The organism is Leptotrichia sp. oral taxon 879 str. F0557 (genome assembly GCF_000469385.1).
Classification (GTDB): domain Bacteria; phylum Fusobacteriota; class Fusobacteriia; order Fusobacteriales; family Leptotrichiaceae; genus Leptotrichia; species Leptotrichia mesophila.
This window is the reverse complement of record NZ_KI271332.1, coordinates 50,279-74,100: the sequence shown is the minus strand read 5'-3', so window position 1 is coordinate 74,100 and position 23,822 is coordinate 50,279. Positions and strand designations below refer to the sequence as shown.

Annotated in this window: 40 protein-coding genes; 1 reads left to right on the top strand and 39 read right to left on the bottom strand. The window is 31.8% G+C overall.

Annotation, left to right across the window (positions count from 1 at the left end; all coding sequences use genetic code 11):
• Positions 1–2: 2 nt before the first annotated feature.
• Both HMPREF1552_RS06695 and HMPREF1552_RS06690 read right to left on the bottom strand, forming a co-directional pair.
• Positions 3–224 (bottom strand): tail protein X, encoded by a 222-nt coding sequence (locus tag HMPREF1552_RS06695; RefSeq protein WP_021744375.1) that lies wholly within the window; start codon positions 222–224, stop codon positions 3–5.
• Positions 224–3,208 (bottom strand): phage tail tape measure protein, encoded by a 2,985-nt coding sequence (locus tag HMPREF1552_RS06690; RefSeq protein WP_039901335.1) that lies wholly within the window; start codon positions 3,206–3,208, stop codon positions 224–226. The genes HMPREF1552_RS06695 and HMPREF1552_RS06690 overlap by 1 nt, the downstream gene beginning before the upstream one ends.
• Positions 3,209–3,289: 81 nt before the next feature.
• Here HMPREF1552_RS06690 and HMPREF1552_RS06685 point away from each other — a divergent pair, with 81 nt between their 5' ends.
• Positions 3,290–3,511, top strand: a complete 222-nt coding sequence (locus tag HMPREF1552_RS06685) for a hypothetical protein (protein WP_039901334.1) — start codon at positions 3,290–3,292, stop codon at positions 3,509–3,511.
• A gap of 198 nt (positions 3,512–3,709) precedes the next feature.
• Here the strand turns inward: HMPREF1552_RS06685 and HMPREF1552_RS06680 are convergent, their stop codons facing one another.
• The 37 genes from HMPREF1552_RS06680 to HMPREF1552_RS06505 form a co-directional block, all read right to left on the bottom strand.
• Positions 3,710–4,078, bottom strand: a complete 369-nt coding sequence (locus HMPREF1552_RS06680; protein ID WP_006803904.1) for a hypothetical protein — start codon at positions 4,076–4,078, stop codon at positions 3,710–3,712.
• 19 nt (positions 4,079–4,097) lie between these two features.
• Positions 4,098–4,625 (bottom strand): phage major tail tube protein, encoded by a 528-nt coding sequence (locus HMPREF1552_RS06675; RefSeq protein ID WP_006803903.1) that lies wholly within the window; start codon positions 4,623–4,625, stop codon positions 4,098–4,100.
• A gap of 11 nt (positions 4,626–4,636) precedes the next feature.
• A complete protein-coding gene (locus HMPREF1552_RS06670) occupies positions 4,637–6,088 on the bottom strand; it encodes a hypothetical protein (protein ID WP_021744372.1) in 1,452 nt (483 codons plus the stop codon).
• Positions 6,075–6,317, bottom strand: a complete 243-nt coding sequence (locus HMPREF1552_RS06665; protein ID WP_021744371.1) for a hypothetical protein — start codon at positions 6,315–6,317, stop codon at positions 6,075–6,077. The genes HMPREF1552_RS06670 and HMPREF1552_RS06665 overlap by 14 nt, the downstream gene beginning before the upstream one ends.
• A gap of 9 nt (positions 6,318–6,326) precedes the next feature.
• Positions 6,327–6,800, bottom strand: coding sequence for a hypothetical protein (locus HMPREF1552_RS06660; RefSeq protein WP_021744370.1), 474 nt, complete (start codon positions 6,798–6,800; stop codon positions 6,327–6,329).
• A complete protein-coding gene (locus HMPREF1552_RS06655) occupies positions 6,800–7,342 on the bottom strand; it encodes a hypothetical protein (protein WP_021744369.1) in 543 nt (180 codons plus the stop codon). The genes HMPREF1552_RS06660 and HMPREF1552_RS06655 overlap by 1 nt, the downstream gene beginning before the upstream one ends.
• A complete protein-coding gene (locus HMPREF1552_RS06650; RefSeq protein ID WP_021744368.1) occupies positions 7,343–7,672 on the bottom strand; it encodes a hypothetical protein in 330 nt (109 codons plus the stop codon).
• A gap of 10 nt (positions 7,673–7,682) precedes the next feature.
• Positions 7,683–7,913 carry a GTP-binding protein LepA gene (locus tag HMPREF1552_RS06645; protein WP_231370757.1) on the bottom strand — a complete coding sequence of 77 codons (231 nt, stop codon included), beginning with the start codon at positions 7,911–7,913 and terminating at the stop codon, positions 7,683–7,685.
• A 6-nt stretch (positions 7,914–7,919) separates the two neighbouring features.
• On the bottom strand, positions 7,920–8,933 hold the full coding sequence (locus HMPREF1552_RS06640; RefSeq protein ID WP_021744366.1) for a major capsid protein: 1,014 nt from the start codon (positions 8,931–8,933) through the stop codon (positions 7,920–7,922).
• Positions 8,933–9,268, bottom strand: a complete 336-nt coding sequence (locus tag HMPREF1552_RS06635; RefSeq protein WP_021744365.1) for a hypothetical protein — start codon at positions 9,266–9,268, stop codon at positions 8,933–8,935. Before HMPREF1552_RS06635 ends, HMPREF1552_RS06640 begins: the two co-directional genes overlap by 1 nt.
• Positions 9,268–10,413 carry a head maturation protease, ClpP-related gene (locus HMPREF1552_RS06630; protein ID WP_039901332.1) on the bottom strand — a complete coding sequence of 382 codons (1,146 nt, stop codon included), beginning with the start codon at positions 10,411–10,413 and terminating at the stop codon, positions 9,268–9,270. The genes HMPREF1552_RS06635 and HMPREF1552_RS06630 overlap by 1 nt, the downstream gene beginning before the upstream one ends.
• Positions 10,373–11,926 carry a phage portal protein gene (locus tag HMPREF1552_RS06625; RefSeq protein ID WP_021744363.1) on the bottom strand — a complete coding sequence of 518 codons (1,554 nt, stop codon included), beginning with the start codon at positions 11,924–11,926 and terminating at the stop codon, positions 10,373–10,375. Before HMPREF1552_RS06625 ends, HMPREF1552_RS06630 begins: the two co-directional genes overlap by 41 nt.
• Before the next feature lie 18 nt (positions 11,927–11,944).
• Complete coding sequence (locus HMPREF1552_RS06620; protein WP_021744362.1) at positions 11,945–12,175, bottom strand: DUF6148 family protein; 231 nt, start codon at positions 12,173–12,175, stop codon at positions 11,945–11,947.
• A gap of 3 nt (positions 12,176–12,178) precedes the next feature.
• Positions 12,179–13,987 carry a phage terminase large subunit family protein gene (locus HMPREF1552_RS06615; protein ID WP_021744361.1) on the bottom strand — a complete coding sequence of 603 codons (1,809 nt, stop codon included), beginning with the start codon at positions 13,985–13,987 and terminating at the stop codon, positions 12,179–12,181.
• On the bottom strand, positions 13,944–14,549 hold the full coding sequence (locus tag HMPREF1552_RS06610) for a hypothetical protein (protein WP_021744360.1): 606 nt from the start codon (positions 14,547–14,549) through the stop codon (positions 13,944–13,946). The genes HMPREF1552_RS06615 and HMPREF1552_RS06610 overlap by 44 nt, the downstream gene beginning before the upstream one ends.
• A 108-nt stretch (positions 14,550–14,657) precedes the next feature.
• Positions 14,658–14,951, bottom strand: a complete 294-nt coding sequence (locus HMPREF1552_RS06605; protein WP_021744359.1) for a hypothetical protein — start codon at positions 14,949–14,951, stop codon at positions 14,658–14,660.
• 100 nt (positions 14,952–15,051) lie between these two features.
• The gene (locus HMPREF1552_RS06600) at positions 15,052–15,249 is read right to left on the bottom strand and encodes a hypothetical protein (RefSeq protein WP_021744358.1); all 198 of its coding nucleotides are present in this window, start codon (positions 15,247–15,249) and stop codon (positions 15,052–15,054) included.
• Between the two features lie 19 nt (positions 15,250–15,268).
• Positions 15,269–15,634 carry a hypothetical protein gene (locus HMPREF1552_RS06595; RefSeq protein ID WP_021744357.1) on the bottom strand — a complete coding sequence of 122 codons (366 nt, stop codon included), beginning with the start codon at positions 15,632–15,634 and terminating at the stop codon, positions 15,269–15,271.
• Positions 15,635–16,034: 400 nt separating this feature from the next.
• A complete protein-coding gene (locus tag HMPREF1552_RS06585; protein WP_021744356.1) occupies positions 16,035–16,703 on the bottom strand; it encodes a hypothetical protein in 669 nt (222 codons plus the stop codon).
• Between the two features lie 15 nt (positions 16,704–16,718).
• Positions 16,719–17,066: a hypothetical protein gene (locus HMPREF1552_RS06580; protein WP_021744355.1), complete on the bottom strand. Its 348-nt coding sequence runs from the start codon at positions 17,064–17,066 to the stop codon at positions 16,719–16,721.
• Between the two features lie 11 nt (positions 17,067–17,077).
• Entirely contained in the window at positions 17,078–17,632 is a 555-nt protein-coding gene (locus tag HMPREF1552_RS06575; RefSeq protein ID WP_039901330.1) for a hypothetical protein, read from the bottom strand.
• Positions 17,633–17,634: 2 nt separating this feature from the next.
• Entirely contained in the window at positions 17,635–17,757 is a 123-nt protein-coding gene (locus HMPREF1552_RS12915; RefSeq protein ID WP_021744353.1) for a hypothetical protein, read from the bottom strand.
• Positions 17,751–17,981 (bottom strand): hypothetical protein, encoded by a 231-nt coding sequence (locus HMPREF1552_RS06570; protein ID WP_021744352.1) that lies wholly within the window; start codon positions 17,979–17,981, stop codon positions 17,751–17,753. Before HMPREF1552_RS06570 ends, HMPREF1552_RS12915 begins: the two co-directional genes overlap by 7 nt.
• A 13-nt stretch (positions 17,982–17,994) precedes the next feature.
• Positions 17,995–18,129, bottom strand: a complete 135-nt coding sequence (locus tag HMPREF1552_RS12910) for a hypothetical protein (protein WP_021744351.1) — start codon at positions 18,127–18,129, stop codon at positions 17,995–17,997.
• A 9-nt stretch (positions 18,130–18,138) separates the two neighbouring features.
• Positions 18,139–18,339, bottom strand: coding sequence for a hypothetical protein (locus tag HMPREF1552_RS06565; protein WP_021744350.1), 201 nt, complete (start codon positions 18,337–18,339; stop codon positions 18,139–18,141).
• A 42-nt stretch (positions 18,340–18,381) separates the two neighbouring features.
• Positions 18,382–19,155, bottom strand: a complete 774-nt coding sequence (locus HMPREF1552_RS06560) for a putative HNHc nuclease (protein WP_021744349.1) — start codon at positions 19,153–19,155, stop codon at positions 18,382–18,384.
• The gene (locus HMPREF1552_RS06555; RefSeq protein WP_021744348.1) at positions 19,116–19,304 is read right to left on the bottom strand and encodes a hypothetical protein; all 189 of its coding nucleotides are present in this window, start codon (positions 19,302–19,304) and stop codon (positions 19,116–19,118) included. The genes HMPREF1552_RS06560 and HMPREF1552_RS06555 overlap by 40 nt, the downstream gene beginning before the upstream one ends.
• A gap of 1 nt (position 19,305) precedes the next feature.
• Entirely contained in the window at positions 19,306–19,920 is a 615-nt protein-coding gene (locus HMPREF1552_RS06550; protein WP_021744347.1) for a Rha family transcriptional regulator, read from the bottom strand.
• Positions 19,920–20,135, bottom strand: a complete 216-nt coding sequence (locus HMPREF1552_RS06545; RefSeq protein ID WP_021744346.1) for a DUF3310 domain-containing protein — start codon at positions 20,133–20,135, stop codon at positions 19,920–19,922. Before HMPREF1552_RS06545 ends, HMPREF1552_RS06550 begins: the two co-directional genes overlap by 1 nt.
• Positions 20,136–20,149: 14 nt before the next feature.
• Positions 20,150–20,620, bottom strand: coding sequence for a nucleoside triphosphate pyrophosphohydrolase family protein (locus HMPREF1552_RS06540; RefSeq protein ID WP_021744345.1), 471 nt, complete (start codon positions 20,618–20,620; stop codon positions 20,150–20,152).
• Between the two features lie 14 nt (positions 20,621–20,634).
• Complete coding sequence (locus HMPREF1552_RS06535) at positions 20,635–20,997, bottom strand: hypothetical protein (RefSeq protein WP_021744344.1); 363 nt, start codon at positions 20,995–20,997, stop codon at positions 20,635–20,637.
• A complete protein-coding gene (locus tag HMPREF1552_RS06530; RefSeq protein ID WP_039901329.1) occupies positions 20,994–21,257 on the bottom strand; it encodes a hypothetical protein in 264 nt (87 codons plus the stop codon). The genes HMPREF1552_RS06535 and HMPREF1552_RS06530 overlap by 4 nt, the downstream gene beginning before the upstream one ends.
• Positions 21,233–21,616 carry a class I SAM-dependent methyltransferase gene (locus HMPREF1552_RS06525; protein ID WP_231370756.1) on the bottom strand — a complete coding sequence of 128 codons (384 nt, stop codon included), beginning with the start codon at positions 21,614–21,616 and terminating at the stop codon, positions 21,233–21,235. Before HMPREF1552_RS06525 ends, HMPREF1552_RS06530 begins: the two co-directional genes overlap by 25 nt.
• A gap of 74 nt (positions 21,617–21,690) precedes the next feature.
• Positions 21,691–21,891: a hypothetical protein gene (locus HMPREF1552_RS06520; protein ID WP_021744341.1), complete on the bottom strand. Its 201-nt coding sequence runs from the start codon at positions 21,889–21,891 to the stop codon at positions 21,691–21,693.
• A gap of 8 nt (positions 21,892–21,899) precedes the next feature.
• Positions 21,900–22,124, bottom strand: coding sequence for a hypothetical protein (locus tag HMPREF1552_RS06515; RefSeq protein ID WP_021744340.1), 225 nt, complete (start codon positions 22,122–22,124; stop codon positions 21,900–21,902).
• Positions 22,125–22,754, bottom strand: a complete 630-nt coding sequence (locus HMPREF1552_RS06510; protein WP_021744339.1) for a DUF6475 domain-containing protein — start codon at positions 22,752–22,754, stop codon at positions 22,125–22,127. It lies immediately after the preceding gene.
• A complete protein-coding gene (locus HMPREF1552_RS06505) occupies positions 22,754–23,740 on the bottom strand; it encodes a hypothetical protein (RefSeq protein WP_021744338.1) in 987 nt (328 codons plus the stop codon). Before HMPREF1552_RS06505 ends, HMPREF1552_RS06510 begins: the two co-directional genes overlap by 1 nt.
• Between the last annotated feature and the right edge of the window lie 82 nt (positions 23,741–23,822).

Below are 23,822 nucleotides of genomic sequence, written 5' to 3'. Positions count from 1 at the left end.
TTCTATTCACCTCTTTTCCAAGGTGGTAAATTTTCGTCATCTTCAACTTCTTCTGAAATTTCAGGAATAATAACAGGAATATTGGCCTCGAAAATGGCAATGTCAATTAATCTTAAATTACTTCTTATAAGGTCGTGAAAATATCCTTCACTTCCGTAAATTTTAAAAGCTATCAAGTCCCAAGTGTCGCCTGAAACTGTTCTATACACTTTTACCTTTGCCATTATCCAAATGCCGTCCTTTCCCTTTTGTTTATGTCTCCTGCTATTACTTTCCTTACAATTCTTTCGACTTCCGACGGATTTCCACCATTTACATTTATAACGATTGAATAATTGTTTCCGCCATAAGAATTGCCGCCTTTTAAATTGCTTACTCTGTCTTTCAGATTAGCCACTTTATCCCTCAAGGTACTCCTAGTTTGAGAATTATTAAGTATTCTCGTACCTTTCGGAAGATTTAAAAGCATTTCACTTTCGGCTAGGAAGGCTGGTTTGCCTGGTATTTGAATTAATTCTGCCCCACGTTCTGCTACCGTTGTTAGTCCACCTTCAAAATAATTTGTTCCTGTCCATTTTTGTCCAAAAAGCCCTCCTATACCTGCTGATATCGGATTATTTGCAGCAAAATCCTTGATTTTATTCCACTTTTCAGTAAAATAATTTACAACTCCATCAATTGCTTTTTTTAATCCTCCAGCCATAGTATCGAAAGCATTCTTTATTCCGTTCCAGATTTCCGTTGCCTTTGTTTTCATTTCGTTCCACTTGGTTGAAAAAGAAGATTTAACCCCTTCAAATCCTGATTTTAAACCTCCCCACAAAGCCATTGCTTTACTTTTTATAGCGTTCCATACAGCTATTGCTACAGCTTTAATTTTATTCCAAATTGCTTTAAAAAATGGTGCAAGAGGTTTAAAAATAGCTTTAATTATAGCAACTCTTACCATAATATTTACAACAATAAAAGCCCACACAGCGATAGCAACTACCTTGATTACTGTCCAAACTGCCTTAAAAACAAATGCCAGAGTTTTCACAACTGCTTTTATTACTGCGACCGCTCCTATAACTATCGCTTTTATAACATTAAACACAACCATCACGACTACTCTTATAGCGGTAAATGCCACTTTAAAAATTGCAACAAGTACTTTTATACGGATATTCATTTCCATTAAAGCTCCGATAATAACAAATTTTATAACATTACCTATTACAGATAAAACAGGTTTTAAAGAATCGAATAACGGTTTCATTTTTCCTAACTCTTTTGTTGCTGATGAAGATAATTGACCAAAGGCATTTTTTAAAGTATCTGCTACAGCTTTGAAATATGGGGCTATCTGTTTTATTCCGTTATTGACTCCATCTCTAAACCATTTCCATTTAGCATACAACAATACAAACACGCCTACAATGACCGCTCCTGCCAAAACATAAGGATTAGATAATAACGGTCCCAACTTCATCATTGCTGGTCCTAATTTGTTGATAATCGGAAATGCTGTTTTAAGTCCACTGGCAAAATTTCCAGCGATTTTAAATTTATCGAATATCAAGATTCCTTTGGATATAGTGCTAAACAAAGGAGAAAATACTTTTATAGCTCCACCAACTCCCAGCGATAATAAAGCAAAGCCCGCTACTGCCTTCATAATTCCTGATGCTAGTTTTGGATTTTGTCTTATCCATTCAGCAACTTTCTTTATCATTGGTGTTAAGGCTTCCAATGCACTTTTTATAGTAGGTGCTAGAGCCATTCCTAAATCTGCCAAAACATTCATCATTTGGTTTTTAGCAATTTTCAATTGTGTTCCCAATGTTTTCATTCTTTCGGCGTATTCTCGTTCAACAGCACCGTTTGCCATTTCAGATTTAGCTTTTGACAAATTTTCTCTTAACTTATCAGTGTCGTTTGCCAATGTAGCTATACTATTCGCAGCTTGTTCGCCAAATATATCAGTCAATAATCCTATTTTATCTCCAGCGTGAGAACTCTTTATTTTTTCTAAAACTTTCAGAATTGTTCCTTCGGCATCTCTCGCCATATCATGCGCTAAAGTCTCTCCATTTATTCCTAAAAACTCAAAAGCATTTGCTTTTTTTTTGGTATCTGCCCCTTTTCCTAGCTCCAAATATAACTGTTTTATCCCTGTCGCCGCAACATTTGCCTCTGTACCTGCCGCAATTAGAGTTGCCCCTAATGCAATGTTTGCTTCTTTTGATACATTAGCAGTCCTTGCCACAGAACCTACTCTCTGAGAAAAATCCACTAACTGTGCAGCAACAGAAGCGGTATTATCAGACATATAATTGATAGTATCAGCAAATGAAAATACTTCTTTTTTCGTTAATCCTAACTGTTCTTTTGTTTTTGCTAAAAACTGTCCCGCTTCCTGTGTAGACATATCAAACGCAACCTTTAATTGTTGAGCTTTATTTGTGTATTCAACAATTTGATTTCCTACTATTCCTGACTGTGCTAACGAGCCAGCAATTTCATATAGTTCTGGTTGAGATAATGGTGAATTTTCCGAAATTTTTCTAATGTCTGCATAATATTTTTCCGCTTCTTTACCTAACATTTTTCGTAAATCTGCCTGACTTTCTTCAACATCCATGTAAACCTTCACAGGTACTGCCAATGCTCCAGCTGTCGCCATTCCTCTATTAAAAGTTCTGTCGCCAAATGCTTTGACTTTCCCAATGTTCTCCTGTCGAGCCTCGTATCTTTTTTGGGCTTCTTTTAGTTTATTCATCTTTTCAAGTTCAGAATTTACTTTTGTTAATTGTGACTTGTAACTTCCTAAACTCTGATTCTCCCCCTCAATAGCACTTCTTGCGGCTTCAAACACATGTTTTTGGCGTTCTTTTTGTTTGTTTAAACTGTTTACAACTTTTTCCTGCTCTTTTATTTTTTTAGCAAGTTCAGTATTACTTTGCCCTGTCTTATTGTATGCTTCTTTAAGTTCGTGAAGTTTTCTTGCGGCATTAAGATGTTCTTTGCTTACATTTACATAAGCACTTTTTAATTTTTCGACTTTTTCCAAAGCTCTTTGAGCCTTTTCCAGTTCCTTAGCCTTTTTTCCTAATTCCTCTGCACTTTTTGCTGTATTTTTCATAGCATTTGCAACCTGTGCCATTCCAGTCAATGCTCCTGCTACAGCCGCACTCATAACTATATTCAGTTCCATATTTTTAGCCATAAAATTCCTCCTTTCCTGTTGCTTTTTTACAGTTTTCAATGTATAATCCTAATGAAAATAAATTTAAAATTAGGTGATTTTATGAAAAATAATAAAAAAGATAATATTCTTTATATAATTTTTGCATTTTTGGGAACTCTTCCTGCATTATTTTTAAATATTTTTCCAATCTTATTTTGGGGAATATCCCTATTTTTTATGATACTTTTGTGTCTTTCTCTAGGAACATTTGGTATTTTCATCATAATAGCAATGATAATTACTGTTATAATATCAGCAGTTTATATTTTTGGAGGCAAATAGCCTCCATTTTTTATTCCTTGCTTTCCTCGTACCTCATTTCTGCTTCCTGCATCAATTCCTCTGCTCTTGTCTGCCAATATTCCAGTTCATACAGGCTACAAGACATTAGTGTCTCATAGCTCATATTTAAACTGCTTTTATATTCATTTGAAAAATTCAATGCTTCAAGAATATCAGTTACTATATCAAGCAGTTGTATTATTTCTGGTCTTCTTTCTTCATTTCTTCCTCTTGTGCTTCCGTTTCCTCTATCACGAAATTCTCTGTATCGTCTGCTGAACCCAAGCCTGCGTTCAAAAAACCCTTAGTTTTATTCAAAACTTTTATATAATCAGTCCCTTTAAGCCCAAGCAAGTCGCCATATTTAATTCCGCTAGCTTTCGACGCAACTGTTAAAGCCCAGCCATCTTCAAGCTCCTTTACTGTTGCCCCTTTATTCCTTGCCTTATATTCTTTCTCTGCAAAAACTAAATCTTGCCCTGACAACTCTTCTAAATCTAATACAATCTCCTTAATGTTTTTTGCTCCAAATTTATATTCTCTTCTTAATTTAATTACTTCTGCCATTTTATATCCTCCTAAATTTTTATGATAATCCTAACATTCTTCTGATTTTTCCGTTTGTTTCTCCGTTTATATTACTGATTCTGTTAAATACATCAAGAAATGCTATTTCTTTACCATCTATCACTACTTTATAATAACTTAATGATAAATCAAGCGATGCTTCAAGTTTGTTTCCTGGTTTTAAATCTGGTCCATCAAATTTTTTAAGCATTCCTTTAAAAGTTATATCTAGACCTACATAAGTTGCTGCGTGTGTTATTTTATTCATTTTTTGGATAACACCCTTACATTCAATAAATAATTCTCCCTCATTATTAAAATTTAAAAGCGTTTCATCTATACATTCCATTTTTATTTTTGATTCCAATTTTTTATAATGCCCTGTTAAGGGTGCTTCATATTCAGAAACCATTCCTATTTGATTGATAGTTACGGTTGTGGTTTCTAAATTAGGCAGCTGCACTGAACCTATTCCTGCTAATTTATTTTCGCCATTAATAAATATTTCAAGATCATTTAACGCTATCGGCATATTTGCTTTTCCCATTTTCTAACCTCCTAACTTCCTAAATTATTTGCAAATGCCTGTAAAGCATCCACATCGTATTTTTTCTTAAATGTCATGGATTTTAATCCTGGAGCAATTCCAAGTTTTATAATCCAAGTAACATCTCCATTTATTACATTTGTTAAATTATTATCTTCTTCTGATAATACAGCCTCTGCAGCAAGGAAATGATTAGCTGCAACAAGTCCATTTAACCTTATGTTCATAGATTTTGTAATAGTTTCAGCTAATTTAAGTGTAAATCTCTTATCTATGCTATTGAAATAACTAATTACTAATTCATTTCCTATATACTTGAACATTCTACGAGTATAGCCAAACTTGTCTTTCGGATCTGTTGCTAGAGGATTCTTGGCTGTTTCAGTTCCCCAGCAACGCCAACCTTTAAAGTTTATTGCCGTTACAGCTCCATTTTTATTTAAAAAGTTTGCTTGTTGTTCCTTATCCAGCATTATTTCTTCAAAATTTCCATTTGAATTTTTATATGCTAAGGCATCTATTTTATAAGCGTGATTTGAAGGTGCTTGCGATGGAATGTTGTCATTTTCTGAATCTACTTTTAACGACAACGCTCCATAGTGGATAGAGTGAAAATACACGTTTCCTGAAAGTTTTGGGTAACCGTATAAAATTACCTGATCTTCTGACAATATATTTTCACTGTCTTTCCAAGATACAATTTCATCATATCTTTTGTCCGCAGGTGCATTTATCAAGGCTAGCGCCTCAAACATTCCTGAATTTATATTTTTAGCTTTTGTCGCCATTACAGCTGCTACTGCACTATCATTTGAAAAATCTGGAACATCAATAAATGCTGGAAGTTCTGAAAATTTCAAATACACTTCATCAACTAAATCAAGTCCAGTTCTCTGCATTGTGTTAATGTTATATCCACCAATTGCTTCCTCTTTTTTTACTTTTGTTAAATCCACTTCGTAATATTCGATGTCAATTTTATTATTATTTGGTGCTGTTGCATAAATTTCCAGTCCCTCATCCGTCCATAAATATCTTGCATCCGATATTTCAGAACTTGTTGAATTGTCTTTTACAACAAGGGTATCTGTTATTATTTTGTGATTTTTAACAAGAACTTTTCCATTTTTTATTTCCAGTCCTTGTGCTGTTTTTTTGTTATCAGACTTATGTTTATCCAAGTCTAAAATATTTACAACAAATAAAGGTGCTACTGCATAAAGCTCAAAAAATACTTTTACTGCCTGAGAAATACTGAAGTCTAAATCATAAGTATCTCCAAAGTATTCAATAGCTTCTCTTAACGTTCCAATTCTCACAATTTCATTAGTTTTCCTTTTTCCTTTTTTAACCTTATGAATTGGTGCCATTCCTACAATAAAATGCCCATAATCGAGCGTAACAGGCAAATTTATATCGCTTGCTGCTTCTGTCTGATACGTTCCGTGTTTATACGCCATCATTTTCTCCTTTCACGCTTTCTAAAAGTTCATCTGTTAGTTGTTCAAGCAATATTTCATTCTTTTCTGCAAAAGGTAAATCATCTGCTTTAATAAGCAATTTTTCAAGCAAAGGATATTTTTTTCTTATTTCTTCTACCTTTTCTCCAAAATATATCCCGCTTTTGTTGAGTCTTACATCAGGTAAATCAATATTCTTGCCTATATAAACATATCTTGTTTCTATTTCCATTTTTTCCTCCTATAAATTTGTATATTCTGACACAATAGGTTCTGCATAAGCTGTAAATTTTAGCCTAGAATAAAAATATGGATTAGCCTGATCACTATAAAAAGCAACCTTGATTTCTTTATTCTGTTCCAATACAAACTCCGCATTCCCAATATTATTTTTAACTCTTGTTGTTTCTTCAAGAAGTTTTCCGGCTATATATCTAGCCATTTCTAAATTTTTCAGATAATCCTCTTCTTTTTCCTCTTTCGTCCCAACCCAAATTTCAAAATCAGAAAAAGCGTTATAATATCCAACTCCAGCTCTATCCTGTCTAAACTCTAATGCTCTTAAAATAACAAATGGAAAATAATCGTTTGTCTTTTTTCCGTTTTCTCTATCTTCAAAACTGTTTGAAGGTAAGAAACCTCTATAAACATTAAATCCTTTTTCTTTCATTATTTTTTTAAGAAACTCATAAATCTTCTTTTCTGTATGAATCATTATTCCAATATCCTTCCAAGTTCGTGATCTATTCTTATATTAAATTTCTCTTCCATAAATCCCTGTAAATAATCAAGGATACTTAGTTCTCCAAGCATTTGAGGAGCAGATGGTCCCATTCTACGTTTTATTGGCAAAGATTTTCCTGTTTCTCTTGTAAATGCCCCTAATCTTCCGTCAAAATAAGCGATAAAGGCGTTTGGTAAATCTCCACCTTCTCCTTTTTTGACTACTGCCGAAACCATTGTTTTTCTTCTTGTTTTTGGATTTAATTTGAAATGATCTAGCCCAATCATCCCCCCTTTTGAATTTATTTTTCCAACCAAGTTTCCTGGATTGGCATTAAATACGTTTATTGATTCTGCCAATTTTCCTCTTGCAACAGTATACATTGCAGTAGTTCTTCTCATTTGCTCCGTTTTCGTCATTGCAAGAGAACGATTTACTGCAAATGCTACAGCTTTTGGAAATTTATCAGGAAATTGACTCAATGCACTTTCTACTTTTTCCAGTTGATGTGGATCTAATTTTACATCAAACATTTAGACCTCCTCATATTTCGCCAAATCTATCTCATGCATCCCCATATCAAATTTACTTAGCATAACTTCATAAGTTTCTCCATCCAATGTCATCATTTCCCCTGGATGCGGCTTAATTTTTAAATCCTTTTCTCCAACAAAAACTGTAAATCCTTCCTGAAAAGTTCCTTCTTCCTGTGTAATGAGTCCATTTTTCTGTTTATTCTGAAATTTTTCCTCATCAATCACACATTTAATTTCACGTCCATTAAAAGTATGCGTTGTACCAAATTCATCAATATTCAAAAATATATTTCCAATATCATTAGCAACCATTTCTTTAAAATTCATAGATTATCACCTATTTATTTTTATTCTTTTTGTTTTCTTTATCAGTTTTTTCAACATCTTGATTATTTTCTTCAATTAAATTTTCGGATACCACTTTTTCAGTAGTATCTTTTATTTCTTCAATCAATTCTCTTTCAAGACAACTTTTTACAACTGATTTTTCCAAAATATCTACTTCTGCCCCTGCTTCATAACTAACTCCGCTATAAATCAAAGGCTTTAATGTTTTATACTTCATCATAACCTCCTATTTAACTTTCAATATTTTTATAGCTTCTATGTCATAAACTACTGGAAGCGGTCTTGATTCTGTTCTGATTTCCACTGTATTTGATTTTGAATCTTCATCAGTAAATACTGAACGTTCTGCCACAATTATTCCTTGTTTCACATCTGCCGCCGGTCCATAAATAATTGTATTATTGCTTGGTGCTAATAACACTTTACCTTCTGGAATAATATTTTTTGTTGTATAAGTTTTACCATCAGCATTTAACACAGAATGTTGCGACTGGTAAGAATAAATAGGCAATCCAAATGGTGCTAGAGTTCCAATATAGATTGCTCCACCTGCAACTTCTCTAGGATTGATTTCTCCCGCATGATAATTTTTAATATCCAGTAATTTCTGAATTTTTTCATTTTCTACAAATAATTTTGCAGCCACAGGATCCATTAAAATCATTTCAGGTCTTAATCCTGTAGTTTCTCCAATTTTTGTTATAGCCGCCTGTAAATCTCCGATTATATCAGCATTAGGCTGTGTCCATAAAGTAGCAGGAGTAATTTCTTCAACTGTTCCAAATTTAATTTCTCCTTTTATTCCTTCGCCTTCCACGATTACTTTTCCATTAAATAAAGCTTCAGTACACATAATTTCTTCACGTCTTGTAATTTGTTCCTCAAATTCTGCAAACGATTCAGCAAGCAAGTCCGCTTTTCTTTCTTCAGGACTTTTTCCACCATATATAGTTTCCCCTGCTGTTTTATTAAAAAATAACTCAAAAGCTGAAAAAGTTCTTTTTGGCGCTACTTTTGGAGCTTGAAAAAATTTACTTTCATAAGTGTTTTTTACCATTTCTGTTCCTGGAATAAATTCAGATACAAAAGGTGCTACAAGTTGTCTTCCTTTTCTAAATTCTATTTCCATTTTTTGATTTTCTGATGTTTTCCTATTTTTAAAATAACTGTCTTTTATAAATGATTTTGGTCTAATTACATTCTGGTCATACAACCCAATAAATTCTATTACTGCTGGCATTATTCCTTACCTCCTAATCCTTTTATTACAATACCTTTATCTCTAGCTGCCTTTGTAAAGCTCACTTTCTGTGTTCCTGCTTTCACTTTCAGCCCTTCAAATATAAATTCTCCTGAAATAGCTACAGTTGTTTTAGTTTTTGCGGTTGTTCCATCCGCATCCTCCATAACTATTCCAAACAAATCCGTCCCATCTGAAAGTTCAGCACCTCCATTTACAGCGTCTCCTCTTTTTACATTCTTACCTTGTGGCACTTCAAATTCCATATATTTATGCCCTGTACCACTTAAAAACTGTTCACTGGTATATTCATTGCCTTTTGTTACAAAATCCATTATTTGCCCTCCTCTGTTTTTTTATTCATTTTAGAAAAAATGTTTGAAATATTTACTCCCATAAATTTTTTCTCTTCATTATTTTCCGCTGTACCATTATTTGGAACTGGCGGTGTAAAATTATTTTGACTATCATTCTTAATATTTTGTAATTTCTGAATTCTTTCTTCCTTCTGTTTATTCAAAATATTTACTGCCAACACACTAGCTTCTACTGGCTCATTATATTTAGCATTTTCAATAAGTTCAGAATAATTTGATACATCCAAGTTATCAATTTCTCTCATTCTTTCCCTTTCTTTGGTTATTCCAGCTTCCTTACCTTCATTGAAGATTTGATTGTAAAGTTCTGGAAATTTGTTTTTTAACTCTTCTAACGTCATATTCCCTCCTTCATTTTTCTGATTTTCTGTCAAATTTAATATATCTCTAAATTTATCAGCTATTTCTTCAGGACTTCCTGTACTATTTACAGAAATATTTATAATTCTTGGATCTTGATTTTTCTTTTCTTTAAAATTTTTAAATCTTGAAATATCAAAAGCCATATTGTTTATAATCAATTTATTCTCAATAACTTCTTTTTCCACACTTTCATCTAATATTTCATCAACAAATCCATATTCCTTAGCTTCTTCTGCACTCATCCAAGTTTCGTTATCCATTAATTCCGACAACGTTTCCTTGTCAGTCTTTGCTTTATTTAGATATGTCTCAATAATGCTATTTTTAACTTTATTTAACATTTCAAGTGTTTTTTGCATATCTTGATTATTTCCGTAAGCGAAAGTTATTGGATTATGTACCATAAATAAAGCATTTTTAGGCATTCTTACAGTATCACAAGCACTTGTTATGATAGTTGCAGCACTTGCTGCCAATCCATCTATATTTGCTGTTATTTTAGCCTTATGATTTTTAAGAGTATTCGCTATTGCTACAGCACTAAATACACTCCCTCCCGGACTATTTATATGCAAAGTTATATTTTCCACATCCCCAAGATTTTCAATATCCTGTTTAAACGCCTTATCAGATATATCATCCCAATATTCATCACTTCCAATGCTCCCATAAAGTATCAGTTCAGCTGATTTTTCCTCATCATTCTTCATCACGTTCCAAAATTTGAGTTGTTTCGGCATTCAATACCACTCCTTTCTCTGTTAATAATTTATTTTCCTTTGCCAAAATTCTTATATTCTGCTCAAAATCTCCTCCATTAAGTTCTGCCGTTTCTCTAGTTCTAGTCGATAATCCATTATTAATTCTTATAACAGCAGCATTAGCCTCTTTTAATGGATCTATTTGCCCTTGAGATGGTCCGTTCCATTGAGAGCCACACCACGCTTTATCTATAAGAAAATCAGTTCCATAATTTTTAAGTTCAACTCTACCTAACAAATACGCTTCGTTTAACCATTCTTCATAAATAGGCTGGGTAAAATTCTCTACAAACCATTCACGCCTTTTCCTAAACATTTTCCACGCTTCCAGAAGTGCTGCACGACTTGCTGAATAACTTGCCGTAAAATGCTTTATTAAAAGTTCATAAGGAACTTCCAAAGCACTTCCTATTTGTCTTAGAATACTTGTAACAAAAGGATCAAATTGAGCATTAGGTCTTCCTGGATTAGTAGCTTTTGCTTTTTCTCCTGGATTAAGCCCTACAACCATTCCTGGTGCAAGTTCTATAGTAGTTTCATCTTCCGAATCTACCAGCAAATCATTTTCGACTGCTTCGAGTTCACCTACATCAGCACCGCTCGAATTTTCGGCTTCACTTTCAATAAAAATTGCATACATTCCGCTTATAACTGCTGCCATTAGTTCGGCTTCGGTATAATTTCCAAGCTGCTTTAAATTCTCAATAACTGGAGATAATATTGGAATTCCCCTTACCTGTTCAGGTCTTTCTGTGAAAAGTAGATGTATTATATTTTTTTGATTTTCGCTTCCATAAACTTTTATAAATTTCTCACTTACTCCCCCAGTTGCGTCTAATGGATGTTCAGATGAAACATAATAACCTTCAATTCTTCCATTTTTATCTATTTTCACACCTTCAACCACACTTTTATCTGAAATCATATTGTTTGGAGTATATATTCTGTCAGGCTCTAAAATTTCGAGTTTTAAACTGTACGGATTTTTTGGAGTTTCAAAATAATTTAATTTTATAAAACATTCTCCATTCATCAGCACTGTCAAAAACACAAGTTCCTGAATCTGATAAAAGTTCATAGTCCCTAGATTATCAATCTTGTCTTTAGACCAAAGTTCAAATTCTTTTTCAATTAAACTTTCTATTACTTCGGCTTCTTCATCACTAATCCCTATTGTTTCGTTATCAATAGCGGACTTTAATTTTAATCCGCTCCCAACAACATTCGTATTAATAGTTTTCAACGCCCCAGTAGCCACAGAAGTTCCCATATATAAGTCTCTTGAACGCTCAATCAATTTTTTACGATTTTTATAAATGTCCTTCTTCACTCCGCCACCAGTACTTTGCCAGCCTAGCATTGATTTTTTAGTAGTTGAAGCACCGTGATTTGAATATCCAGTATTAAGAATTTCTAATTTTCTTCTTGCTTGAAACCTTTTAAGTCCTTTTTCCGGATTAAATGCCGTTACCAATTTATCAATAAAATTCATAAAACACCTCCTTTTCTGCTAAAGATTTCTAGGTACACCTCTTCTCACTCTCCTGTTGCCTTTGCCATTTATTTTTTGAAGTTCATTTTCCCAGTAAGCTCTTCCTTTTCTTATTGCATCTATTCCCATTCGAGTAAGTTCCCTAGTTCCAATTTTATAACTAGTTCCAGCCAAAGCTGCTCGTTCAGCTTTGCCGTATTCAACTATCATTTCTAAAATATATTCTCTTGAATAATTTGATTTTCCCATTTTTTAAATTCCTTTCGACAATATTTTTCTTTTTGTTTGCACTTTTGGTCTTTCTGTAACATCAATCAAATATTTTTTACTCAAATCAGGATTAGCTATTTTTAACGCAGCATAAGCATAATTTCTAATATCCAGCGGTTCATTCCTTTTAGTTCCTGTAACAACCCACTTAGTTTTTCTTACTCCTTTTTCAAAAGTTGTAATCTTAACTTCTGCAGTCAATCCTTTAAAATATGTCTCATCATATCCTCTTTCAATATTGTCCGGAAAATGCATATATCTCGGTCCAGGCAAATCAATTTTAAGTCTGGCCATAATAGTTTCTTTTCCAGTGTCAGTGTTTAAAACAAATAGGGAAATCTGTCCTTTATTTGTTTTTGTTGGTCTAGTAATAAAAGGCTTTCCTTCAACACTTCCACCTTTTACTCCAAATATTCTTTTAATTTCACGAGGTTTCACAAATCCGTAAGTTGACATCGTGTGATTTCCTCCTGTATCAATACAGGTACATATTATTTTTATTTTCTGTCCGTTAGCATATGTAAATTCAGTGTCCAAAAATCTTTCAAGCTGATTCCACACATGAGTTTCCGCAGGATTCCCTATGAATACTTTATAATAAATCCCCCAGCTTTCTTCATCAGCTCCCCAACCTACAACTTCACATTCCAATCTATCATCTTGAACATCAACTCCCGCAGTCAAAACGTTTACTTTTTCAGGAATTTCGCAGCCATAATGTTCTTTTCTGTGAGATATTTTTTCAAAATCCATTTTATCTCTTTTTTCTTCAAAAGTTTCACCTAATGCAGTATTAGTGAAAACCTTCATAAGTTGAACATCGCCTTTAGATTCCTTGAATTTTTTTATTATACTTTTCCAAGTTGAAAAAGGACTATACAATTCACTAATATGAAATCCTCTTACTGCTTTCGGATCAATTTCATCATTTCCCGCAATCCATTCTCCCTCTTTCATATTTTTTTTCCATTCGTATTCACTTGAAACTTCAAGACAATCTTGACATTTGTGTCCAATATTTTCAAAAACGATATTTTTCCATTCCAATCTTTGCATTGTTCCACATTTTGGACAAGGAATATAATATTCTTCCTGTGTACTGTTTTCATACTCCTGTTCTATTCTTGATTCTCCTCTTACTGTTGGTGTACTTGTTAAAACAATTTTTTTGTTCCAAAATGTTTTTGTTCTCTCAATTGCTAAATTTAACGGATCACCTTCACCCTTTACATCATTTGGAAATCTATCAATCTCATCTGCCAATAATATCCGTATTGGCCTACTCGCAAGTTCAGCTGCTGAATTACTTCCAGTTAAAATAATATATCCACCTGGAAAATCTTTTTGAGTTTTAGTATCTCTTGATGTTTCATTTTCGATTATTTTACTTTTTAATTGTGGTGTGCTAAGTATCATGTCATTTAATCTTGTTGTTGCAAAATCTTCTGCCATTTTTTGAGTCGGCATTAAAAACATTATAGGAGCAGGGTCATAATCAGCATGATGTCCAAAAGTATTCAATAAAAGTTCTGTTTTGGACAATTGAGCTCCATACATCATTATCACTTTTTCTGTTTGTTTATCAGATATTGCTTTCATCACTTCTCTTTGAAACGGTACTCTATCAGTATTCCACCTACCTGGTTCCGCAGAAGTTTTGGAACTTAATATTCTATAATTGTCTGCCCATTCATCAATTGTTAATTTTGGCGGTGGCTTTAATACCGAAATAATTTTTTTAAACAAATTATTTGCTTTTTTTAGGTCTGCCTCTCTTTTTCGGGTTGTCATTTTTCTCTTCCTTTAAATTTTTTTTAATTGATTTAGTGCTTAAATTCTCTTCATCCTCATCTTCATCAATATAATTTTTACTTTTAAACATTTCAGGACTATATTCACTTAATTCTGTCAAAGTATCAGATATTCCTGTTAAAATAATGTCCTGTATTTCTCCCAAGTTATCACAAGCAATTACAGCAGGTGCTAATTTATTAGGCAATGAAAGCAATTTTCCCTTTATATTGACAAGCATACTCGTCATTACTTCTTCAATTACTCCCGCTGGATGTAATTGATTCTTTAACTCCGATATTTTCAAGGCTTTTAATTCTGTATCTTTTTTTATTTTCTTTATTTCTTCCCTAATTTTTTCATCTTTCAAATCTACATCTGCATCATTTTTTAACTCCAGATACTCAATATACGAATGAATACTTTCCAAAAATAAATATTTATTTTGTCCGTTTTTTTTGATAACATTTTCCTCTGCCAAACGCCTTAGATGCCTTTCGCTCAAATTCAATATTTTAGCCAGTACAACACCTTTTACAACCTCGTCATATTTCGCTTCCATTTTCACCTCCTATCGGACAGGACATGAACTTAAAAAAAATTCATATCCGGATGTTTTCCGGGACTCGCCAGACCCACAGGGCAAAAAATCTCTCCAAAGTACCTTTTTTTATTTTTTCAATACTTTGTCTTTTATTTTCTGTGTCATTTGCCTAACCTCTTTATCCATTTTCCTTTTCTTTCTCAAACTCTCCTTACATCTATCAAGATATGCATCATACAACCTTATCTTTACACTATCTATTTTTGTATCTAATTCATCATTTATATTCTCAAGTTTATCTAAAAGTTTAAGGCTCTCATCAATTCTTTCGTTTATATATTTCTTTAAATAATGTTTTATGATCTCAAACACTATTAGTGCCAATAGGGAATATCCTAATATTGTAAAAAATATAGTCATTTCTTTTAATTTCCTTTTTAGTTTTTTTGGACAAAAAAAGAGCCACTAAACAAATAGACTATTTCTAATCTATCTATTCAGTGGCTCACTCATCTGAGGTTTATCTTGCCCTGTTTTTATTATTAAATTTTCTTACTGTATATTCTTTTCCAGTGATTTTACCTTTTTTTAATACTAATGTTATTTTTATATCATCTTGATATTCTTTTGATTTTTTCAAATCCTCAAGTAAATATAAAATTTCTTCATCTTTTAATAATTCTGTTATATCTTCTTTTGTAAATTCCTTGTTATTCACATTACCTCCTAATTATACCTTATTCTGTTGATTTTTTCAATCCCATTTTTTTAAAATATTCCTCTTTTAGTTCTTCTACACTCATTTTATTCACTTTGTCGAATTCCAAAATTTTATTTTTAAATTTTTCAAATTCACTTTCCAATTTTTCTATTAATTCGTCCGGATCTGTTTCTTTGTAATCCCATCCACTATCACCAGAAAATGATTTTTGTGCTAATAATTTAAATTCCCTATTTTTGTATTCAACATAAACCACAAAATTTTTAAGTATAACTTCATCTTCAATTCCATAACTAATTTCAAATTTTTTATTTCCCATAAAATTTTTGATTAATTCCTTAAACTCTTTATAAATCAAATAATCTAAATTAATTTTTCCCACGGTTTTTCCCTTCTTGTTTCTTATTTATATCTATTGTATCATTTTTACACTCTAATCGCAAAAAAACTTATAATACGAATCAAACAATAAATTACAAATAAATTTATAGACATACCAATTAAAAATCCTCTTATGCTTGTTATTCTAAATTTAAATACTACTATATTCTTTTTAAATCTTATTACTAGGTTATAAACAAACCACACTAATATTAAAACAAATGCTACAGTAAGAAGGGCATTTATAACTCTCATTATTATATTTAACATATCTAATCCTCTTCATCAAACTTCATTAAATCATCATCATTGTATATAAGCAAGGCTATGAGCACAAATATTCTTGCTATACATTTTAAAATATATCTAATTCCTAAATATAACATTTATCCCCCAAAATTTTAAATTCTTTTTCTTATTTCCTCTACACATTTTTTTATACTGTTCAAACAATCTCTAATTATATTGTCAGCACAATCATAATTTTTACGTCCACAAGTTAATAACCGTAAACTATATGCACCCATTTCATCTGCCGTCAATCTAGCTAACACTTCTAAATTATCTAAAAAGTTTTCTATATTTTTATTTTCCTGATATGCTTCACACATTTTTCTTATTTGCTTTTCCATTTGTTTCAAATAAAATTCAACTGTTTCATAAGCTGTAGTAAATTTCTTTATTCTTACTTTTTCAAAATAAACACGATAAATTTCATGCATTTTTTTAGCAACCCTAATATGAGATTTTATTTCATTTGAATAACCGTTTATTTTTCTTTCTTTTATAGTTTCACCAAGTAAATATCTCTTTAAATAACTATACTTTTCTTCAAATTCTCTTACAATTTCTTCTTCCGATAAAAACTCTATCCCATTTGCTCCAACAAAATTAGATAATCGTATATATAGAGTGAAGGTGTCACTATCATCAATTTTAAATGAAATTTTTAATCGATCTATCCCATACAGATTACTTTCCTCTTTTATTTCCAAATCACTAATCGATTCGTCTTTCAAAATTTCAGACAACTCTTTTATTTTTCTTCCAAATAATTCTATGTATTTCATATTAACTCCTTATCCCTAATTGATTATTTCAAGTTCATTTTTCATATCTTGTGGTGTATTATTTTTCCATAGATAACTAAACTGATTATATTGAATCGCTGTATTATTTGCTCTTATCTTTGCTTGTAAGGCTATTTCCTTATTATCATCTTTCATAGACAAATAAATTTGTTTATCACTTTCATAACTGCTTACCATTGCTCTTGCAGTATCTTCCACTTTTTTCAATCTGTCATATCTTTGTCTGTCATTCTGTTTTTCTAATTCATAGTCTATTTTATTAAACCAACTATTTATCCCTAAAAAAGGATTGCAGGCTGTCATAGATAGCCCACAAATAATTAATATAAATATTTTTTTCATTTCATTCCCCTTTATTTTTCAAATTTAACAACTGTATTTTCCACTTTCATTGGAATATCTGTATACACGTATATTCCTGTCCACTCAATATATTTCCCATCTGGAGTAAAGAAAAATATCCCGTTATCATTTTCTCCATAACTTCCATCTACATCAGGAATCCAATTATTTTTACAGCTATAACTACTTGAAGGATTACATTCGTATAATTCACTATCCGGAGTTAAAAAACTATTTAAACTTGATACTTTTCCATCAACTACAAAACTTCCAACTATTCCACCGTTTTCTGTAAACAATGTTATATATCCTAATGGACGTTTCGCAGCACTTGGTAAATTCAATGCTTTTTCACGCTGTCCATTTACCCAGTAGGCCCTTTTTATTAAATTATATCTTTCTAAACTATAATCAATATCACTAGGTGTTGCTTGATTGCCTGCTAACTTATCACCTATTTTTAAAGTATTCTCTTTATCATTTTTTGTATCATTCCCAAAATTTTCTTCATCACAGCTTGTAACTAATGCTCCTAAAATCATCACAATTAATAGTAATTTTTTCATTCCTATTCCTCCGCTTTCCATATTTTATAAATTTCATTACCTATTCCCGCTCCTAACGTAACAGATAATATTGTTTTTGCTAATTTTAATAAACAAAATATTGTTCCCATTATTTTTCTTACCATTTATCCTCCTCAATTTTAAACAATCCAAAAATAAAAGTTAAAATTTGAACCCCTACTCCCCAAAAAATATATAATATAAAATCTATTAACATTAATTTCGCAAATTCTAATAATGTTTTTACACTTGAAATATCACTTATTGTTTTATACACTAATAATCCTAAACTTCCCAAAATAATTGCTAAATATAATATTGTTATTATTGCTGATACTATTTTTCTCATACTAATTCCCTTCCTATTTCTTTTTATACTTATCTTTATTCAATATTTTTTCAAAACTCGCTTTATTTTCATCTTCCTTATTCCATAAACTCCAATTTAATTTTCTCCAGTTTTTTAAATTAAATTGCATTCTATCCTTGTTTTTCATACTTTCCTCCTAATTTTCTTTTACAACTCCAAAATTTTGGTCTATATTCTCATCTCTCCATTCTTCAAACAGCTTATGCTGTTTATTTTCATCTTTTATTATTTCTTCCGCCTCTTTCTCTGTATAACCTAAATCATCTACTAAATCAACTTCGTCGCTTTCTTTACCCAATCCGCTGCCTATACTGAACCATAATTTATATTTGCTCATTTTATCCTCCTAATCTTTTTTTTAATAATCTGTGACTGAACTTTATTTTTCTTTTATAATCCCTCTATAATACCCCTCTTTCAATCTTTTTCTAAACAATTTAAAGTGATTTGGATAAACTTCCAGCAGTTCATAGACTAGCCTTTCATTCAAATAAACTGGCTCTAAATGATATTTCTCCAAAAATTCTTGCTTAGGAATGTTATGTATCTCCGTATGGTGATATCTGCATAAACTCAAAAATCTTGTTTCAAGCCCTGCGTCGAATTCATAACCGCCAATTTCATTTACATTGTCATAATGTTCTAAATCAACTGTATTATATTCGTTATGCGGTCTTCCGCATACGCAACATACTCTTTTTCTTAAGCAACTTATAATATATCTCTGTATATCTGGAACTATTTCTCTTATATGTCTCGCTCTTTTATCTCTTGGATCCAATATATACAAATTTACATCCTGTTCTATTGCAAACTCAATTATAAACTGTATAAAGTTCGTTGCCTGCTCCAAAGTTAAGGCGTTCTTTTTCATTGGCGACAAACTGAAATTATTTATTTCATATACTGTTCCAAACAAGGCCTTAAAATAATTTTTTGTATAATCCAAATCCCAGCCTTTCGAATTTGCAAACTGGTCAAATAAGATATAGCAAAGTTTCATCTGATCATCTGTTATAGTGTTCTGCGGTATTATTTCTATATCATACGCTTTCAGTTCTTCCTGCCACTCTTTTATTCTCTTTGCTGGCTTGTTTGTTGGGAAATAAAACTTTATCTTTTTGTTTTCCCTGTCAATTTCTGTGTAAGCCATTTCTTTTTAGCCTTCCTTTTCTTTATAAACTTAATACCCTTAAATAAATTAGCGTTAAGTTTCGCAAACTCAAAGTCACGGTTGTTCATTTCTGTATTGCATAATATCTTTTCTTTTATTCTTTTGACTGTTTTCTCTTTTTCATCCATCTCAATTCCTCAATTCTGCTTTTTCTATCCAGTTCTGAACATACAGTAAGGCATTTTTCAAATCTTTTCTTTTCACATCACGGTAACTCGCGACTCCAAATCTGTCTTTCAAATCTCTGTATATTGCTGAAAACATTAATTTTCTTTCTGCATCTACTACATCAAGTCTTTGAAATACTCTTAATGATACTGCTTTTTGTAATTTCCTTTGTTCCGTATGGTCTATTCTTATCTCGTTATCAACTTTATTTTCTACGACACCAATTCTATGCTTAACACTCTTCATTTCATTTGCCTGCAATATGATCATATCTTCTACTGTCATTGGTTTTTGAAGCTGTTCGATTTTTTCGATAAGCTTAAACCTTGTTTCAGCATTATATCTTGCACCAAGTTGTAGCACTCCTTTGTAATTCAAAAGAAATGCAGGTTGGTTTCTGTTAAAATTATCAATATATGTGGTTGGCTGAAAAATTAGCCGACCTCTCTCTTCCCCTATTTTACTTATTTCATCTCTTATGTCAGACAAAATATTTTTATGTTCCTTTCCTGTTATTTCCGCTATATCTAAACTTTTTAGCGTGTTTCTGTTTTCTATATTCATTAATTCATTCATTAATTTTCATCTCCAATCATCATTTCAATGTATTTTTTTGCTTTCTTGAAGTCCTCAACACCATTTTTCTTATTTGCTCTAAGCACGTATTTAATAATATTCCCATGGCAGAAACTATTAAAATCTTTTACAGTCGCTTTTATTACGTCTATAGCTTCAACCTCTAATCCGTTTAATTTATAATGATTCGGGCTATTTACATTATCATTTTTCATCGTTTTGCTCCTTATTAAATAAATTGTTTCAAATTCGGTCTAAAATAATTTTTCCCTTTCAATATTTTCCCATCTTCCCTGAAAATTGCTTTCCCATTTTCCAGCTTGCTCATATTGCTTCTGTGGACTTCCTCAAATGCTTCAGGTAAAATTTTAACAAATCCATTTTCTGTTTCTAGTTTAAAGAGAAAATCTGTTTTTTCATCTGATAGAAAAAATATCCTTGAAGCAACGTCTCCAATATTGCCTTTATGCAGTTCTAATAATGTTCCAATGTAGATGTAGTACATGTCGCATACCGCATCTAACATTTCTGCTTTATCCTTATTTTTTTCTGCCATTTCGTATTCTCTTAATTCTTCATCAAATAACTTTTTTCTTAATTTTATTCTTTCGTCAGTTATCTCTTTTTCTAAAAATTCCTGCTGTCCAAACGCTATGTAAAACTCTTTTACTAATCCAACTAATTTATTCCATTGTTCCATTATTTAGTTTCCTCCTATAAAATTTCTATTCTTATCCCTGCATTTTCTTTATCAACTTCATAACCTAGAAATACGGGTATTATGTTTTCCATATTGTCATTCTCTATCCATTCGTTTTCCTGCATTAAGTCTAACGGAAGCTGCGCAACGTTCACATAGTCAAATGCCCTTTTACTGTTTCTTATGAAATAAAAACCAATCTTGTAAGGCTTTTCTTTGCCTTTTAGCATTTCCCTGAACTTTATGCCTTCCTGCCACCATTCATCAGCAGTATTTTTCTTGTATTTCATCACAGCTTCTGAATTTATAAGCCTTTTGCCTGTCCAACGCTTGCTGTTTTTGGAACTCGGCACATTTCCAGATATAAAAATTCTCATTCTTGCTTTTTTCTCCCTTCTTCCAGCTTAAATTTATACAATTCATCAAATGAATATTCCAAAGCCTTCTGCAATTTATTTTCTGGAATCTCCCAGTTAAACTGCTCTATGCTTTTCACATTGCCACGATGACTTTTTATGAATTTAAGCCATTCTTTTTTATCTGTTGTCTTTAATTCGTTATTGTCTATCTTTAGACAAATTAACTTTATTTTCGTTTTGTTTCCTCCTGATTTTATAATTTCATAAACACAAGCCAATGTGTTTTAGCCCTTTTATTTCCAAAAAGTGGCTTATATTTTATTGTGGCCAAAATATCTTTTAATTTGATTTGGTCTTCATTCCATTTGAAAATTAATGTCCCATTTGTTTTTAATACCCTCATACATTCGTTAAATCCTTGTTCTATGTCGTTTTTCCAAGTTTCAGAATTTAATTTTCCATATTTCTTAGCTATCCACGAGCTTTCTCCTGCTCTTATCAAATGTGGTGGATCAAATACAACTAGATAAAAACTTTCATCTGGAAACGGTATTTGTCTAAAGTCGGCCACAACGTCAGGGCTTATCTTTAAACTTCTTCCATCACATAGCGTGTCCTCAAATTCTCTTTTATCCATGTATACTGTGTTCTTGTTATTTTTGTCAAACCAGAACATTTTTGAACCGCAACATACATCAAGTATTTTCTTTTCTATTTTTCTTCCCCTTTCATCTTAATTTTCAATATTTTCTCAATCCGTCCAATCTCTTTCCTGTTTTCTTCAATCTTTATTCCGTTTGCTTTTATTTCTTCTGTTATTTTCATCATTTTCCTGTTTAGTATCGCGTTCACTTCTCTTAAGCTGTCGTTTTCAACGCTTAGCCTGTCTTTTTCTCTTTTTAGATTTTGCATTTATCCTCCTAAAATATTTCTTCCTTGAATCCATGTTTCTTTAACCATTTTCTCGAAAATTCTTTTTCTTCGTTTGTACAGTTTGGTAAATTACATATCCCTTTGTGTACCCCTGCCCAAAAAGCCAAGTTATTTCTCGGCATATTTTTGTTATGTTTATGCATAAATTCTTTTATTTTGTCCGCATCATAAGTCAATAATACCTTCTTTAATTCATCCTGATAACTGTTCATCTATCCTCCTATTAGCATTTTATTTTTTATTTCCGACAAATCGACCTTATTTTCAATCTGTGTCGCAATATTTTTATATTCAAGCCTTATGAAATTCATATTTTCTGTATTGCCAATTTTGGCTTCCTTGTAACCTATCATTCTAGGTTTTATTTGTCCGAATAATTGGCTTGTACCCCTGTAATAGTCAGAAGTTTCGTAAGGACGTTCACAAAATCCTTTGTATATGTCGTCAAACTCCCATTTCAGAAAATTCTCAAATTCATCATCTTTCATCGTGCATAGTCTATTCCAGCCTATATAATCGACTACGGCGTGTACTCCCTTATCCTCGAAACACACCATACCTTTACTTCCATTTTTATGTATTGCTGTTTTAAGCAATTTCTTTGCATAAAATACTTGCTGTTCCAAATCTGAGTCTTTAGCGTATTTTAAAATTACTGTGACTTTTGGCAAAAAATCGCCTTCACATTCCTTGACTATTCTGCCTATTGCACGGTTAAATCGTTCTATGCTAAGTTCAGCTAGTCCCATAAAATAAATATTTACAAGCCCTTCTGTTACTCGTGTACTAGGATAATAGTCAAGCAACTTTCCGAATCCCTCGTTAAATTCTTCTATAGTCATTAGTTTGCACCTCCAAAATATTTTTTAAGTCCTTCTGCTGTTACTTTTGGTCTTTCAGTTTTAATGCCAGTTCCAAATTTCTGATCAGCATGAGTATTGTTTTTTGTTTCCGCATTTATTTTATCGTCATAATTTCCCTCAAGCACTTTCAAAAGGTTGGACTTGTTAATAAGCCAATCGAATGTTATTTGCCAATTATTTTTATTATCCCCTTGTAAAAATTTTGAGATATGGATTTTATCCATCGCCTGCAATAATTCTTCCGCTGTGTATTCGTTAAGCAAAATTTTTATTGCTTTTTTTCTTTTGTCATTTATTTTTAACTTAACTCCTGACAAATTAAATTTATGTGCAATTTCTATCCATTTGTTTTTTATCTCTTCACACACGGAAGAAAAATTAATTTTTTCTTTTTCTACACTCTCTCTATCTCTTATAGAAGAATCTATTAAAGAAGAATCTGTTATAGAAGAATCTTTGTCTACCCATTTTGAGTAGCCCCCCTTATCATTTTGAGTACCCCCTCTATTCAATTTAGGTAGCCCCCCTACCTGTTTTGAGTAGCCCTCGTTGTCATTTTGAGCAGGGGTATCTTCTGTTTCGTATTCCAGTAATTCAGAAAATTTTGTTCCAAATGAAATATACAAAAACGTTCCTTTTTTACCTTTCTTTGAATTTATAACCTGCTTTTTTAAAAATCCTTTTTCAACAAGCTCCCCTGTTTTTCTTATAAATGTGCTTTTACTTCCGACAAGTGGTATCTGACTGTATAAATAATCATAAGTTATCCACATAAATTTATCTTTTTCCAACATTTTTTCTTTAGTTTCTTTATTTTCAACTTCATATTCTAATATCTGATATTCAATTTTGGATGAATTACTTGAATACATATCAGCAAACAATCTTAAAATCAAACTGTCTGCCAAATCCAAACCATTTTCTATCAGTTTATCCTGTCTGAAGCCGTTTATCGTGTTTTTCATTTCTACACCTCTTTACTTAATTTAATAAATTTGATATAATCAAATTATGAAAATATTTGTATGCGCTTCGTTTGAAGTGCTT

Bases quoted from the DNA above. Each gene is read 5' to 3' on its own strand.
- HMPREF1552_RS06545 (WP_021744346.1), bottom strand. From the start codon at position 20,135: ATGAAAAATGATAATGTAAATAGCCCGAATCATTATAAATTAAACGGA.
- HMPREF1552_RS06615 (WP_021744361.1), bottom strand. From the start codon at position 13,987: ATGACAACCCGAAAAAGAGAGGCAGACCTAAAAAAAGCAAATAATTTG.
- HMPREF1552_RS06660 (WP_021744370.1), bottom strand. From the start codon at position 6,800: ATGATTCATACAGAAAAGAAGATTTATGAGTTTCTTAAAAAAATAATG.
- HMPREF1552_RS06585 (WP_021744356.1), bottom strand. From the start codon at position 16,703: ATGAAATACATAGAATTATTTGGAAGAAAAATAAAAGAGTTGTCTGAA.
- HMPREF1552_RS06640 (WP_021744366.1), bottom strand. From the start codon at position 8,933: ATGCCAGCAGTAATAGAATTTATTGGGTTGTATGACCAGAATGTAATT.
- HMPREF1552_RS06645 (WP_231370757.1), bottom strand. From the start codon at position 7,913: ATGATGAAGTATAAAACATTAAAGCCTTTGATTTATAGCGGAGTTAGT.
- HMPREF1552_RS06655 (WP_021744369.1), bottom strand. From the start codon at position 7,342: ATGTTTGATGTAAAATTAGATCCACATCAACTGGAAAAAGTAGAAAGT.
- HMPREF1552_RS06550 (WP_021744347.1), bottom strand. From the start codon at position 19,920: ATGAATGAATTAATGAATATAGAAAACAGAAACACGCTAAAAAGTTTA.
- HMPREF1552_RS06520 (WP_021744341.1), bottom strand. From the start codon at position 21,891: ATGCAAAATCTAAAAAGAGAAAAAGACAGGCTAAGCGTTGAAAACGAC.
- HMPREF1552_RS06570 (WP_021744352.1), bottom strand. From the start codon at position 17,981: ATGAGAAAAATAGTATCAGCAATAATAACAATATTATATTTAGCAATT.
- HMPREF1552_RS06650 (WP_021744368.1), bottom strand. From the start codon at position 7,672: ATGAATTTTAAAGAAATGGTTGCTAATGATATTGGAAATATATTTTTG.
- HMPREF1552_RS06620 (WP_021744362.1), bottom strand. From the start codon at position 12,175: ATGGGAAAATCAAATTATTCAAGAGAATATATTTTAGAAATGATAGTT.
- HMPREF1552_RS06565 (WP_021744350.1), bottom strand. From the start codon at position 18,339: ATGAGCAAATATAAATTATGGTTCAGTATAGGCAGCGGATTGGGTAAA.
- HMPREF1552_RS06525 (WP_231370756.1), bottom strand. From the start codon at position 21,616: ATGGATAAAAGAGAATTTGAGGACACGCTATGTGATGGAAGAAGTTTA.
- HMPREF1552_RS06575 (WP_039901330.1), bottom strand. From the start codon at position 17,632: ATGAAAAAATTACTATTAATTGTGATGATTTTAGGAGCATTAGTTACA.
- HMPREF1552_RS06625 (WP_021744363.1), bottom strand. From the start codon at position 11,926: ATGAATTTTATTGATAAATTGGTAACGGCATTTAATCCGGAAAAAGGA.
- HMPREF1552_RS06680 (WP_006803904.1), bottom strand. From the start codon at position 4,078: ATGGCAGAAGTAATTAAATTAAGAAGAGAATATAAATTTGGAGCAAAA.
- HMPREF1552_RS06510 (WP_021744339.1), bottom strand. From the start codon at position 22,754: ATGACTATAGAAGAATTTAACGAGGGATTCGGAAAGTTGCTTGACTAT.
- HMPREF1552_RS06630 (WP_039901332.1), bottom strand. From the start codon at position 10,413: ATGCCGAAACAACTCAAATTTTGGAACGTGATGAAGAATGATGAGGAA.
- HMPREF1552_RS12910 (WP_021744351.1), bottom strand. From the start codon at position 18,129: ATGAAAAACAAGGATAGAATGCAATTTAATTTAAAAAACTGGAGAAAA.
- HMPREF1552_RS06670 (WP_021744372.1), bottom strand. From the start codon at position 6,088: ATGATGGCGTATAAACACGGAACGTATCAGACAGAAGCAGCAAGCGAT.
- HMPREF1552_RS06675 (WP_006803903.1), bottom strand. From the start codon at position 4,625: ATGGGAAAAGCAAATATGCCGATAGCGTTAAATGATCTTGAAATATTT.
- HMPREF1552_RS06695 (WP_021744375.1), bottom strand. From the start codon at position 224: ATGGCAAAGGTAAAAGTGTATAGAACAGTTTCAGGCGACACTTGGGAC.
- HMPREF1552_RS06690 (WP_039901335.1), bottom strand. From the start codon at position 3,208: ATGGCTAAAAATATGGAACTGAATATAGTTATGAGTGCGGCTGTAGCA.
- HMPREF1552_RS06540 (WP_021744345.1), bottom strand. From the start codon at position 20,620: ATGGAACAATGGAATAAATTAGTTGGATTAGTAAAAGAGTTTTACATA.
- HMPREF1552_RS06605 (WP_021744359.1), bottom strand. From the start codon at position 14,951: ATGACTATATTTTTTACAATATTAGGATATTCCCTATTGGCACTAATA.
- HMPREF1552_RS06665 (WP_021744371.1), bottom strand. From the start codon at position 6,317: ATGGAAATAGAAACAAGATATGTTTATATAGGCAAGAATATTGATTTA.
- HMPREF1552_RS06560 (WP_021744349.1), bottom strand. From the start codon at position 19,155: ATGGCTTACACAGAAATTGACAGGGAAAACAAAAAGATAAAGTTTTAT.
- HMPREF1552_RS06535 (WP_021744344.1), bottom strand. From the start codon at position 20,997: ATGAGAATTTTTATATCTGGAAATGTGCCGAGTTCCAAAAACAGCAAG.
- HMPREF1552_RS06610 (WP_021744360.1), bottom strand. From the start codon at position 14,549: ATGGAAGCGAAATATGACGAGGTTGTAAAAGGTGTTGTACTGGCTAAA.
- HMPREF1552_RS06685 (WP_039901334.1), top strand. From the start codon at position 3,290: ATGAAAAATAATAAAAAAGATAATATTCTTTATATAATTTTTGCATTT.
- HMPREF1552_RS06555 (WP_021744348.1), bottom strand. From the start codon at position 19,304: ATGGATGAAAAAGAGAAAACAGTCAAAAGAATAAAAGAAAAGATATTA.
- HMPREF1552_RS06580 (WP_021744355.1), bottom strand. From the start codon at position 17,066: ATGAAAAAAATATTTATATTAATTATTTGTGGGCTATCTATGACAGCC.
- HMPREF1552_RS06635 (WP_021744365.1), bottom strand. From the start codon at position 9,268: ATGGATTTTGTAACAAAAGGCAATGAATATACCAGTGAACAGTTTTTA.
- HMPREF1552_RS06505 (WP_021744338.1), bottom strand. From the start codon at position 23,740: ATGAAAAACACGATAAACGGCTTCAGACAGGATAAACTGATAGAAAAT.
- HMPREF1552_RS12915 (WP_021744353.1), bottom strand. From the start codon at position 17,757: ATGGTAAGAAAAATAATGGGAACAATATTTTGTTTATTAAAATTAGCA.
- HMPREF1552_RS06515 (WP_021744340.1), bottom strand. From the start codon at position 22,124: ATGAACAGTTATCAGGATGAATTAAAGAAGGTATTATTGACTTATGAT.